The sequence below is a fragment of the Parabacteroides merdae ATCC 43184 genome, from assembly GCF_025151215.1.
Taxonomy (GTDB): Bacteria; Bacteroidota; Bacteroidia; order Bacteroidales; family Tannerellaceae; genus Parabacteroides; species Parabacteroides merdae.
Genome location: NZ_CP102286.1, coordinates 1,226,606 through 1,240,138 on the forward strand (window position 1 = coordinate 1,226,606; position 13,533 = coordinate 1,240,138).

9 protein-coding genes and 1 pseudogene are annotated in these 13,533 nt (G+C 42.7%); 2 read left to right on the forward strand and 8 right to left on the reverse strand.

All coding sequences use genetic code 11. From position 1 onward, the window contains the following. Positions 1-886 precede the first annotated feature (886 nt). Positions 887-1,909: pseudogene (locus NQ542_RS04980) on the forward strand (site-specific integrase); the annotation flags it as partial. A 68-nt stretch (positions 1,910-1,977) separates the two neighbouring features. On the opposite strand, the gene NQ542_RS04985 reads toward NQ542_RS04980, so the two are convergent. The 4 genes from NQ542_RS04985 to NQ542_RS05000 all read right to left on the reverse strand — a co-directional run bounded on the left by NQ542_RS04985 (position 1,978) and on the right by NQ542_RS05000 (position 5,455). Beyond that, the gene (locus NQ542_RS04985; RefSeq protein ID WP_004295290.1) at positions 1,978-2,517 is read right to left on the reverse strand and encodes a flavodoxin; all 540 of its coding nucleotides are present in this window, start codon (positions 2,515-2,517) and stop codon (positions 1,978-1,980) included. Between the two features lie 42 nt (positions 2,518-2,559). Next, complete coding sequence (locus NQ542_RS04990; RefSeq protein WP_005641952.1) at positions 2,560-3,591, reverse strand: alpha/beta hydrolase; 1,032 nt, start codon at positions 3,589-3,591, stop codon at positions 2,560-2,562. Between the two features lie 7 nt (positions 3,592-3,598). Next, positions 3,599-4,771: an aldo/keto reductase gene (locus NQ542_RS04995; RefSeq protein WP_004295292.1), complete on the reverse strand. Its 1,173-nt coding sequence runs from the start codon at positions 4,769-4,771 to the stop codon at positions 3,599-3,601. A 126-nt stretch (positions 4,772-4,897) separates the two neighbouring features. Continuing rightward, positions 4,898-5,455: a PPC domain-containing DNA-binding protein gene (locus NQ542_RS05000; protein ID WP_005641953.1), complete on the reverse strand. Its 558-nt coding sequence runs from the start codon at positions 5,453-5,455 to the stop codon at positions 4,898-4,900. A gap of 83 nt (positions 5,456-5,538) precedes the next feature. Between NQ542_RS05000 and NQ542_RS05005 the strand changes: the two genes are divergently transcribed. Further along, a complete protein-coding gene (locus tag NQ542_RS05005; protein ID WP_005641954.1) occupies positions 5,539-5,691 on the forward strand; it encodes a hypothetical protein in 153 nt (50 codons plus the stop codon). A 103-nt stretch (positions 5,692-5,794) separates the two neighbouring features. Here NQ542_RS05005 and NQ542_RS05010 read toward each other — a convergent pair whose 3' ends face one another. From NQ542_RS05010 to NQ542_RS05025, 4 genes are all read right to left on the reverse strand, one after another. Further along, positions 5,795-6,397, reverse strand: coding sequence for a Crp/Fnr family transcriptional regulator (locus tag NQ542_RS05010; RefSeq protein WP_004295295.1), 603 nt, complete (start codon positions 6,395-6,397; stop codon positions 5,795-5,797). A gap of 9 nt (positions 6,398-6,406) precedes the next feature. Continuing rightward, entirely contained in the window at positions 6,407-8,023 is a 1,617-nt protein-coding gene (locus tag NQ542_RS05015) for a RagB/SusD family nutrient uptake outer membrane protein (protein WP_005641955.1), read from the reverse strand. Between the two features lie 12 nt (positions 8,024-8,035). After that, complete coding sequence (locus NQ542_RS05020) at positions 8,036-10,732, reverse strand: SusC/RagA family TonB-linked outer membrane protein (RefSeq protein WP_005641956.1); 2,697 nt, start codon at positions 10,730-10,732, stop codon at positions 8,036-8,038. 1,218 nt (positions 10,733-11,950) lie between these two features. Beyond that, on the reverse strand, positions 11,951-13,510 hold the full coding sequence (locus NQ542_RS05025; RefSeq protein WP_004295299.1) for a carboxymuconolactone decarboxylase family protein: 1,560 nt from the start codon (positions 13,508-13,510) through the stop codon (positions 11,951-11,953). Positions 13,511-13,533 lie beyond the last annotated feature (23 nt).

The following is a 13,533-nucleotide window of genomic DNA, read 5'->3' on the forward strand; positions in this document are numbered from 1 at the left end:
TTTAAGGGGTGGCTTAATTTTTCTTTATTTAAAGTCTTAGAATTACTGCCCACCAAAGCCCGTCACGAATGTTTTGAAATCCTCAAGCTGTACATTAAGCTCTATATAGTATAGCAGAATAGCAGAAAAACAGATCATGATACCGCAGGTATATAGGTCATAACCCACTCTTCCGTAAGTATCTTATCTATTTGACAATAATAAAAATGTAAAGGAGGATAATGACATGGACAATATTCGTATCCCAATACATATAGGTTAACATATAAGGGAGAATGGTCACGGAGTCCACAAACCATAGAATGAAAAAATATATTTCCATCGTGTACGGTTTATGTCTCTATCCGGATATTTGACCGGTGCCGCAAATGCGCAATGCATACTCCACAAAAAAACACCAGGGAGGAAAAATAAGTCATACTGAATAACGCCTGTCTGTAATGGGCCATGGATACAAATGAACTACAGATAATAGCTGCAATAGATATAACGATACAAGCACAAAATAATGTACGAACGTGTCCATCAGTTGCATTTGGATGAAACAGTACCACTTTATGCAATGTTTGGTTAGATTGAGTCTGAACATAGGACCTTAAAAATTAGACGGATATAAATTTACTAAAAATCTGTGGAAAAGAGGAATAGAAAGGCGGAAATGTTTTTAAAACGGCTATGAATAAAGCGTTTGTGAGGACAAATGAGGACAAAGGCATAAAACGAGGTAACGCAAAAAAAAGTAAATTTATGAAGTAGAAAGGTTGCTAAATCATTACCCCGTGAAAGGTGGTTTTTGATACTCCGTGCTGAATTTTTCTCCGTATGGCTTCGGTTGGTTTACAAGGCATAACTCATTGATACTTAATTTTAAACTTAAAAAACGAGTATGGCAAGAAGTACATTCAAAGTGCTGTTCTACGTGAACGGCAACAAGGAGAAAAACGATATTGTCCGCATCATAGGACGGGTAACGATTAACGGGATTGTGACGCAGTTCAGCTATAAGTAGAGTATCCCGAAAACGCTTTGGGACGTGAAAGGGAACAGGGCGAAAGGCAAGAGTGCGGAAGTACGTGATATCAACCTTGCCCTTGACAACATCAAGGCTCAAATCATCAAGCACTACCTGCGTATATTCGACCGTGAAGCGTTCGTGACGGCTGAAATGGTGAGCAATGCTTATCAGGGTATCGGCAGTGAGTATGAGACACTGCTCAAAGCGTCCGGACGTGAGAACGAAGTATTCAAGAAGCGTGTCGGAAAAGACAGGGTAATGGCAACCACCGTTCACGGGTGGTGGCAAGAAACCATGTGGCAGCGTTCATCAAGTCTTTTTACAGACGGACGGATATGTTCATGCTGGAGATTAAGCCCGACTTCATCAAGGGGTTTGCAGCCTACCTATCAACGAAAGCGGGACTTCACAACGGGACGATATGGGAAAAATGCATGTGGCTGAAAGGCGTTGTCATGTGTGTGCACTTTAACGGACTAATACCGAAAAAAACGTTTGCCCAATTCCACATCAGCCCTAATGTGACGGAACGTGAGTTCCTGACGGAAGATGAACTGAAAACGTTGATGACGCACGAGTTGGGGATGTCCAACTGTTCTATATTCGTGACATTTTTGTTTTCGCCAGCTTCACTGCCCTCTCTTTCGTGGACATCAAGGAACTAACCAATAGCAACATCGTAGAAGTGAATGGTGAGAAGTGGATATTGTCCAAACGGTACAAGACAAAAGTGCCGTTCCAAGTGAAACTGTTGGATACTCCTTTGCAGATTATCGAGCGTTACCGACCCTGTCAGGAAGACAATCTCATATTCCCTAATCTCAACTACTGGTCTATCTGCAAATCTCTGAAAAAGGGGATGAAAGAGTGCGGATAACAAAGGATATTTCATTTCAGTATTAAAACTATTGAACGGGCGTAATTTAATTCGACAGAAAATCCGGCTTCTGACAGCCATTTTTTCACTTCATTCCGAGAGTTTGCAGTTTGACTGCCATAAACAGCAATATTTCAGCATGGGGACATAGTTTGCGGATATTATCCACACTTTGTGCTGTTCCGCTTCCTCCATGTGTACAGAATGGGAGTATCTTTTTCCCGGACAAATCATAACCGGACAGGAAACTTTTTACAGGAGAAGACAGAAGACCACCCCAAATAGGACTACCGATAATCAATGTATCATAATCATCCATATTCTCTACTTTTGTACGCAGAGCTGGAAGAATATGATTGTCTCTTTCATTTTTGAAACGGTCAACCACTTCATTATATTCATCAGAATAGGGTTCTTCCGGTTCAATCTCCACCATGTCGCATCCAATAAGTTCATGGATAATGTTGGCTACAGTTTGCGTATGTCCGCTCCATGAGAAATAGACTATCAATGTTTTCCCCGGCTCTGAGTGAGGCAACGAATCTATCTTATCTTCAACAGCCGGAGTGTTGCTGCACGAAAGGAAGGTTAAGAGCAGCATTGCCAATAAGCACTTCAGTTTCATAACTATTTTTATTTAGGTTTTGGGGTTATCCTCTGTTAATTTCTATCTGTCCAGCTGTTTCTCATACAGCCACTTCGACAGCAGGTCAGCTACTTCCACATTGTTCAAATCCGACATCGGGAAGTGCGTATTCCCATGCAGACCGACATCGGGCAGATGAATGACCGTCACGTCACCGCCCAGCTTATTGAGCATTTCGGCCCACTTGCGCATGAGATGCAGACGGCGTGTCCATTCGTAAAGTTCCGGATGTTCGTCTGTTTCGGGCAGGTTATCCCCATAGTAAATGATGATGGGAATTTCCATGTATCTCTTGAAAACTGCCATAGGGACTTCTATTCCTTCTGTTTTTTTAGACCGTGTCAAGACTTTGCCTTCTTCGGGAACTTGACCGGTTGGGAAGGGTACACTTCCACCGGGTTCGTATGCTACAATGGCTTTGATGTTCTTCGTTTTGAGCAAAGTAAACCAACCCACCGGACCGCCTTGTGAATGAGTGACAAATATGGCCGGACCGATTTTGTCAAAAAGAGCAGCATAGGCATCGGAATAGACATCGAAGTCCAAAGGTCCGATGGTCGGCGTCATCTGCCGGAAGTACTGGTTTAAGGCTTCCCGGTCGCGACTGAACTGTACACCCTCGAAATAATCAGGATAGATTCCCACACGGAAACGGTTGAACCATTCTTCTTCATCGAATACCGGTTCCAGTGTGACAGCTTCCGTACTCCGTCCGGCATTTCCCCGGCGAGGCTGGTCGACAAGATAGGTGGAGAAACCTTTGCGAAGAAATATATTCTGAAACCCTTCGCGTCCGTCAGGAGTGGTCTCCCATGTTTTGGAAAACTGGCCGACACCATGTGCAAAAACAAGCGGATATTTCCGTGCATCAACCGGTTTCTGATAAAATACATAAGCATGGTCGCCGTGGTATTTGTGTCCCAATGAATCGGTCAGTACGGTGCCACCTACGGCAAAACTGCCTTGTTCCTCTATTTGCAGAATATTCCCTTTGTAACAATTACAGCCCGACAGTAAAGCGATGAACGTCATGTAAAATATCTGTTTCTTCATACACGGATTATTTTGGGATTTTAGACTCCTGCAAGGCATCGTAGCGGCTACCCACCACAGGAATGGCAGCTACGGCTGTTTCCAGTTCTTCTATCTCTTCTGCCGTGAAACGGATGTCGCAGGCACGAAGGTTCTCTTCCAGATGAGAGAGTTTGGTGGTGCCCGGAATAGGCACGATAAAAGGCTTCTTGTTCATCAGCCAGGCCAAAGCTATCTGTGCCGGGGTAATGCCTCTTGTACGGCCGAAAGCGTTAAGAACTTCCACAATACGATAGTTGGCGCGTATGGCTTCGGGCTGGAAGCGTGGCAAGGTCTGCCGGTTGTCGTTGGTAACATCAAACTTGGTATATTCATTGATCATACCGCCCAAAAAACCACGGTTCAGCGGACTGTATGGAACGAAACCGATGCCCAAATCCTCGCACAGCTCCAACACTCCGTTCGTCTCTACCATGCGGTGCATCAAGTGATATTCGCTTTGGATTGCCGTAACCGGACATATCTTGTGCGCACGGCGGATGGTATCAACGTTTACTTCACACATGCCCCAATGCAGGATTTTACCTTCCTTGATGAGTTTGCTGCATGTTTCAGCCACCGCTTCAATCGGTGTGTTCGGGTCTATGCGGTGCTGGTAGAACATGCCCAATGTTTCAACTCCGAGATTGCGCAACGAGTTTTCACAAACCCGGCGGATGTTGGCCGGAGTGCTGTCCTCTTCGGTTTTAATCTGCACACCGTTTACAAACTTATGTCCGAACTTCGATGACACAAATACCCGGTCGGTATATCCTTTCAAGGCTTCGCCGACCAATTTTTCATTGATGTGGTAGCCGTAGCTTTCGGCTGTATCGAAAAGGGTCACCCCACGTTCAACAGCTTCATGCACCAGGGCGATTTCTTTTTCCCTGCTCGGGTACTGGCTGCGGTTATGGTTCAAGCCCATACAGCCATATCCCATTGCAGAAACAGTGAATGCCGTATTTCCGTGTCCCAATGTTCGCCGAGTGCGCACCGCCGCCATGCCTGCAGGGATGTTGTTTGCAACTTGTTGTTTCCCCATCCATACCCGTTCTGCTGCCGTTACCTTGTTCAAGGTAGGCCCGACACACATGGCAGCTCCTGTCAATGCCGCCATTTTAAGGAATCTCCGGCGGCTCATATCCTTGTCTTTATCCATATTTGATAGTCTTTAAATTATTTCTGTTGCAAAGTTAACGTGACAGAATTGATAAACTTTTTTTGATATATATCATCTAAGCTGAATGATGTATTATCCTGTATTCCAAGCGATATTTATAGGCAACTATCTTTCAAAATCGTATATATTCAGTCCTAAATCCGGATTATATGTGCGACTTATCCGCTCGCTATAATCTTCCACCACGAACTCCCCTGCACCATTCTGTATTGCGGAAAGTAGATGTCCGGCTAAAGCGGAATAGTCGCTCCTGCCGACGGTTATATGCAAATGAAGATATACCTGCTCATTCATAGATGATATATTCCCTGTAAGGTTGGATATTTCCATTTGCTCCCGGAATGTCTTATCATCATATGCTTTTGTCTTGGGATTGAAGAAACGGAGGGTCAGCTCTCCGATAGCACCAATCCCGTTGATAGAACCCGACAGAATTCCTTTCTCCTTGCAGAAAGCATTCAGGGCTTTCACAATTTCAGTATGATTGTTAATGCTGACAATATACTTGTTGCCAATTTTCTTGTACGAATACATATTCTTTTCGTTTTGTGCGTTTGCCGGAGCAATCAGTACCCCGACAAACAGCAAGATAAACAATAATTTCTTTATAAAATGCCCCATCAGTACACTTATGACTGTCTCTGTTTTGATTAATCTTACCATAATAGATAAAATTATCCCACATCAGTGCTTTCCACTTTTGTTTTTAATCTGCACACCGTTTACGAACGTTACCTTGTTCAAAGTTGGCTCTTCCTTCTTATTTTCCATATTCTAACAATAAAAAGAACTATCATTTTGATTTAACAGGAGCTTTTAGTAACATTATTGAAGAAAGTGAAGCAATAGAATATGATGATGACGATGAGGATGAATTCGATGATGATGACGATGACTAACATCTCATTAATCCATAGCTTTTAAGTTTATTAAAGAAACAGGTCAGGACGCTATATCCTGACCTGTTTTTGATGTTAGTTAAGTCCTAATAGTTAGTTTGCTTTATTTGCTCTCAGCATTAGCTATTGATACACGTACTCTGCTTAATGTTTCCAATGTCATCTGAAGATATGAAGCAATCATTGTCAAAGGTGCTCTTCTAGTTATTTCAGGAAAATGTTGCTGTAATCTAGCGTATCTGTCATTTGCTGATTCGAAACGTAAAATGTCAGCCTTTAATTGTGATAACATTAAGGAATTTTCAAAAAAACTCCGATATAGATAAGCTATATCACCATTAGCATCAGAAAGTTCTTCCATTATATCACGCGGAATTTCCCATAAAACACTGTTTTCTACAGCATCCATCATAAGATGTGTTGGCTCTCGGTTAAAATAGCTGTCAATACACCAGACAACATCTTTTTCACATGCTAAATGTTCTATCACATCCTTATCATGCTTTAGGTAGTGCTGTCTAATAAATCCCTTTTCTATATAAAATAGGCAATTACAGATATCACCTTCATTTAGAATTATATCACCTTTTTGATATTTCTTAGGCTGAATAATATCTGCAAAAAGGCGAATATTCTCCAACTTAAGTTTGCGATTAGGGCATGTTTCAGCTATAATCTGTTTTGCAATGTCAAATTGAATACTCATAGGCTAAAGTTATTTATATCCAACATTTTGTTTCAATTTTGGGTTCAAGTCTATACTTTTTTGTGGAATAGGAAAAACTGTGGTATACCCATTTTTCTCATCAGCCAGTTGGACTCGCTGATCGTATGATTTGTGATAAACTCCAAAACGCACCATATCTTGTCGTCGCCAGCCTTCCCATACTAACTCCAACAAACGCTCTTTCAATATGTTCTCAAGCGTAGCTTCTCGATATGGCATACCAACACGACCTCGGACTTCGTTCAACTCCAACGAGCCATCCTCACCATTACGTACCTTTGCCTCGGACTTCATCAGGAGAGCATCGGCATAGCGGAATAGCACGATGTCGTTATCCGGTTGTCTACCGTCGGAATGTGAGGTCCTATCAACCTCATATTTTGCCATACGAGCACCAGCTGTCTTGACATAGGAGCTTCCCGTAAGATTCAACTTTAGCTCCAATGGGAAATACTCCAACTGCTGTCCATTGTCCATCATTACAGGCTTTCCATCAACCTCTACGATGCCGGCATAGAAGTTCTTTTCAAAGCGAGCATCTACATCATCTGTGCCGTATCCGTTGGCTAAGACTGTTGAGATATTGGCACTGGTACCATTTTCCGATGAGCCACCCAACGCACCGCCATGGTTGTAGTGTCGTGATCGGAAGAGATACCAGAACTGCGCAGCATAGAGGTTCTTATCCAACGGAATGGTGAATATGTTTTCGTTGGAGTTCTCGTTATGCACAGAGAAATTATAGCTATAATCGTCCTCCAACCGATAACCTACCTCGGCAAGTTTATTGCAATATTTGATACAGGTCTGCCAAGCGTTGAGTTTCTCACCATCGACGGTGAAAAATATCTCTTTACCGTTCCGTGGAACGCCATCAGTCCAATTATCATCACAATATATCTCGGCATTAAGAGCCAACTTAGCCAAAAGGAAATTAGCTACAGGTGTTGTTATACGACCATAGTAGTTACCCATCTTATTACTACGCTCATTTGGCAACAACTCGGCAACCTCCTGCAACTCATTCACGATAAAACGGAAAACCTCGCTACGCTCGCTCTGCACAACTTCATCCTGCGGTTGTTCATAGGATGTTACGATGGGCACTCTGCCATACATATCCATAATGTAGTAGTAGAAAAGTGCTCTCAGAGCTCGCACCTCAGCTTCGTAGGCCACTCTCTGCTCCTCAGATAGGTTATGGCTATACTTATCGATGATATGCAGAGATTTGTTCGATAACACAACAACCTTGTAGAGGTATTTCCAAGTATTGTAGAGTGGTAAATCATTAGGACTCCACTTATGCTGATACATATTCGTCCACAAACCTCCATCGTACCAGTCGCCACCACGAATAGGTATCATGGCTTCGTCTGTAGTAAGTGTGTTATAGTCATAAATCCCACGACAGGTCCCCTGTAAACCCTCACTGTCTGCACTGCCACCAATGTAATTGTAGAGCACAGCCACTGCATTAATATATATGTTGTTGGCATTGTTGTAAATGTCTTCTTCATAAAGTTGATCTCTAGGGTCTTCAGTAAGACAAGAGGTCATCATCGTTGCCAAAGCAACCATCAATATGTTTATATATCTTTTCATAACTGTAAGCGGTTAGAATTGAATACTAAGACCTAACGAATAGGTACGATATAAAGGATAGGTGCGTTTGTCGTCAATGCCCAAAGTGTTGCTTACTACATAACTGTTTATCATTGGAGTAAGACCGCTATAGCCTGTGATTGTTGCAAGGTTGCTAATGCCTGCCGAAAGACGCAATGACTTCACAGCCTTGGATTTCATTGGAATATTGTAGCCTATGGTAATATGTTCAATATTTACATAGTCACCTTTTTCCAACCAATAGTCTGAAACATTCTGATCAATAATATTTTTTTCAGGAGCACCCTTCAATACATTGTAGTCAGGGAATATAGACATATTGGTATAAGCCAAGCCCGTGCCATTGAATATCTTATGACCGAAAGCACCATTTATCTGCATGGCAATATCAAAGGACTTGTAACGGAAACTGATGTTTGATCCAATAGTTACCTTGGGGGTTGCCTGACCTGCTATATACCTGTCTCCGCCATCGCTAAAATCAATCTCGCCATCATCATTCAAATCTTCAATATCGTAACTGTAGCCACCAAGTTCATTTTCTTTAAGCCCTTTGCAGTGAGGTAGATAGAATACCCCCAATGGCTGACCTACAATCTGATATACTACATTATTGTCTCCACCGTTCTGACCTGCACCATAAAGCGAGCCAATCGGAGTAATATCTGAAGCTGTCATATGCATACCATTATACTCTCCACTAAGCGAAAGTAACTTATTCTTCTGGTAGGACATATTGAAGTTGATATTCATCTCCATATCCTTTCGTTGAATGGGAACTACCGAGATTCCTAGTTCGACACCCTGGTTAGACATCGAGCCGATATTTGCCATCAGTTTATCGAACGCAAAGGTCGGAACGGGAACATCATACTCATAGAGCATATCAGTTGTCTTTGAGTAATATAATTCCGAGGTAAGCATCAACCGATTATCCCATATACCTAAGTCAAAACCGATATTAAATGTTGAACGAGTCTCCCACTTAAGGTCCGGATTCGTGTTGCGTATACTTCCCATTGTTACGGTAGGTGCACCGTTGATGGATACGATACCATTCTCCTTTACGGTATTAAGTGTTGTATAGGATGTTATACCTCCAAGATTTCCTGACCGACCATATCCGGTTCTTAGTTTCAACATTGTTATAAAGTCAGTATCAGAGAGGAAGCCTTCTTTTTTTACATCCCAACCCAGTGATACTGATGGGAAGAATCCGAAAGTATTGTTATCGCTTACCATTGAAGAGCCATCTCCACGGAGTGCTGCCGCAATAGAATATCTATCCTTGTAACTATATGTGACACTACCCATTATTGAAGCAAGTGACGGGTCTTCATAGCTACTGCTCGTACCACCGAAAGGACGCGATGATGTTGCTCCGATGTTATTATAGGAGAAATCATTTGTTGTTATTCCTTTTGCCTGCACCCATAAACCAGTCCTTACCTGTTTAAGATATTCTGCGCCAACAACAGCATCAAGGTGTGAGTCTCCCCAAGCATTGTTATATGAGAGGGACACATTTGTAAAGTAGTCTTCACCCTTGAACTCTCCACGATAAACATTGCCTTGCGCCCACACCCATGTAGGACAAAATTGAGCATTTCCCGTAGATGAATATGAATAAGAGCCGAAAGCCGACAATATCAAATTGTCAAGGATATTAAATTTCAGCCCCAAATGTGTATTGAAATTCCGTTCTTCGGAGTCATTTTTCTCATAGAGGAGTGCTCCGGGGTGGTTGATGTGTGATGCAGCCGAGTTCTTCACCCAGTTGCCATTAACATCAGTTCCTGCTGGATATGTAGGATTCTGTGCAGCTGTCGAGTAAAACAGCATTCGTGTATCGAAAATGTCGTGTATCTTTGAAGAGTAGCCATATACACCAAAATCGCCAACTAAGCGACCATCGAAAGCCTTTTGTGTAGCATCAAGTTTTACCACTAAATTTCGGTAATCGTTAACTTTGACAATTGTATTATGATCCATAAAACCGAACGATGCTCGATAGTTTGAGTTTTCCGAACCACCGCTAAAAGCCAAGTGATGCTGATGTATCAAGCCCGTACGAGTAATTACATCGTGAAAATTGGTGTTGTAGCCACCATTATTGTAATCTAATCCAAGTGCCTCTGCTGTAGCTATATACTCCGGGCCGTTGAGCATTTGCAGATGTTTATACATTGACTCGAATCCGTAGTTGCCATCATATGATATTTCGAAACCTCGCCCCGTTCCTTTCTTGGTCTTAATCTCAATTACACCTGAAGCACCACGGGAACCGTACATTGCCGTTTCGGTAGCATTCTTCAAAATAGTGAAACTCTCGATGTCTGCGGGATATATGGTAGATAGCGTAGCGATGTCAGATGTCACTCCGTCAATAATTACTAACGGGTCATTGCCACCCATAATGGATGTGGTACCACGCACACGGATACTATTCAGCATAGCGAGCCTGTCAGTCCCATTAGTGGTGACGTTCACACCGGCAGACTGACCACTCAATACATCCAAAGCATTATTCAATGGTCCCTTCTTGATATTCTCGGGCCTGATATGCTCTAATGATTTAGTCGCCGAAATGGTATCTTGTTTCTCTCTGATATTCTGTACTTGTGCATCAATTTTTTGAGCACTACAGATGAAGAACATTATGACAAGACAAAGACTGACTCTTCCCATCTTGATTCGTTAAATCTCTGTAGATTCCCCAGACCAGACAGTTAATAAATCTTATACGCAATGTATTATAAAGAGGGGGATTGGGAATCTGTACTATTTCCCTGCCTGTCCGTCCGCTTAGCCATTGTATATTTTTTTTTGTTATTTCATATCAGTGATGCTGATAATCCAAGCAAGAACAGAGTAAACATCTACCTCTTTTATACATAAATCCTTTCCAAGGACTTTATAAGCGCAACCATTAACTACATTACATTACAAAGGTAACAATAATTTGTCATTTGAAGAAATTTAGAAAAAAGAAAAAGTCATTATGCGTGATATTTTTTATTTAATTACGACATTTATCAAATACAAAAAATCATAGAAGGACAAAAATCTTTAAATGATTTGATTATAAACAAACTTTAAATAGTTAAATTGCAATAATACTATACCATGGTTGTTCTTTACCTTAATGTAATACTACTGTTATATATCTGGTCATTTATCTCCTTTTGTCGGATGCAAAGGTTGCCAAACCTCTTTTAGAAAACGAAAAGTTCAAGCGGTAAACCATTTGGAGCAGTTTCGTCCTCCGTTGGAGAGTAAACAGCTCCAAAACCTTTTCTTATTCATCGGCTTGGCTGAAAACTGCATCCGGCAACGGAGATAAACGACTGACGAAATAATAGCATAAAACAGCATAGCCCCCCCTTAATAAGGCAATTTTATCAATGCTGTTTTCATTCTTTTCAGAGGACTATTATTTTCGACAGAGAGAAATTTGGCAAGCGGCAGATTTCACTCCCTCAAAAATAATAGATTTGAATTGCTGTCCTCTTGCCTTTATTGGAAATTGTAGTACCTTTGTAGTGGCTTGTGCGAACGAGCCAAGCAATGTGGAAAGATGGGAACATCGAACCATCAATAAAGTACCGAAAAGAGGGAAAATACCCTCTACCACCGCTCTTTGAGTGTTAAGAAATAATAAAAAGGTTAAATCTTCACCTTTTAGAATGTACCCCTAAAGGTTATGCCCATATTTCTGACTTATAACTCACAAAATATTGAGTAATAACTGGTTGCAAATACTATAATCTTTAAATTGTTTCTGTTGCAAAGTTACCCTCCTGCGTATTCGCTTTGCTGTATCATAATCACGGATAGCATTACCATTTTCATCTGAATTACCGCAAAGCATACCAGAAGAATTCCGAAATTTTTTCGAACGGTATCTTATCCATCCGGGTCATACAAGTCTACATGATTGGCTCCGGGAACGATATACAGTTCTTTCGGTTCGCTGGCTTCTTGATAGGCATCCTCACTGAAATAGCGCGAATGTGCATGCTCGCCTGCAATGAATAGCACGGGGCGTGGTGAAATCTCTTTAATCATGGCAAACGGATAGAAGTTCATCAATGCCGCCTGACTGGTAAAGCGTATACCTTGATAGCGCGGATGATAGCCACGCAAGGGGTTGCGATAGTAATCGAAAAACTCCTTCTGCACGGCATTGGCATTTCCCAGCAGTTTCTCCGGTGTGCCAAAGCGGATACGTGCTTCTCCCGTTTCTGCTTCCTTCCAACGTTGTTCGGCAACTTCATCCAACAGTTTGCGTCTTTGTTCATCCGTCATCGAATCCCCCAAACCGTTACGGGTGGCACGCCCCATATCATACATGCTCACGGTTGCCAATGCCTTGATGCGGGGGTCGAGAGAAGCCGCACAGACAGAGAACCCGCCGCTTCCGCAGATGCCAATCACACCGATACGGTTGCGGTCAATAAACGGTTGTAGTCCGAGCCAGTCTACAGAAGCACTGAAGTCTTCCACCAATGCGTCGGGCGATACCGTGTGACGCGGTTCTCCTCCACTTTCGCCTTGATAGGAAGCATCAAAAGCCAGAGTCACGTAGCCTCGCCGTGCCATTTCCTGTGCATAGAGTCCGCTACACTGTTCTTTCACAGCCCCGAACGGGTGTCCGATGATGAGGGCTGCATAGTGTTGCGCTTCATTGAAATCCTTCGGGAGGTACATTTCGGCGCAAAGCATGATATCATACCTGTTTTTATAAAAGACCTTACGGACAGTAATTGTCGGATCTGTTTGAAAAGTCTTTGCCGGTTCATCGGATTCAGAAAGCACCATTCCGTTCCGACAGCGTGCCGCCATGATAAGTACTTCGTCTATCTGAGCCTGTGTCACGCCGTTGTGCTTGGCATGGGCAATGTGAGTATTCAACTCATTCTTCACGCCGTCCAACACCGACAAGGCAGCCACAGTAGACAGTTCACGGGTACGCCAGTCGAGATTGTCACGGCTGAATATGTCACCGAACAGATGAGCTTTCAGAAATTGGTCCAATGCCGGAGCAAATGTCAGCACTTCTCCTAGTGCCGGACGACCGAACAGTTTCAGCTGGTTTTGTCCACCGACAACAAACATATCCGAACTCTTTACCGGAGAAGGCTCCCGTCCGGCTTCATCCTTTATGCCTTGTGCTGCACGCTCTTTGGTGAGATTCATCAGCGTAACCAATGCACCCATGCTGCGTGGAAAGCCGCAATAGGCATAGAGCTGGGTAAGTACTTCTTTTTCTTCGCTCACGGTCAGCCCACAGTCAAGTCCTCTGGCAAGGATCACTTTGAGGCTGTCCTGATTGCCACGTGCGGCATACATACTGATGGCGGCAATACTTTGTTCTTTCTTGCTTAACATATTGTCCTTGTTTTGTGCCTGCGTATAAACGATACAGCATATCAGGCAGGCGATGGTTGTAATTAACTTGTTCATATTGCTTTCTGTTTAGTGATGAA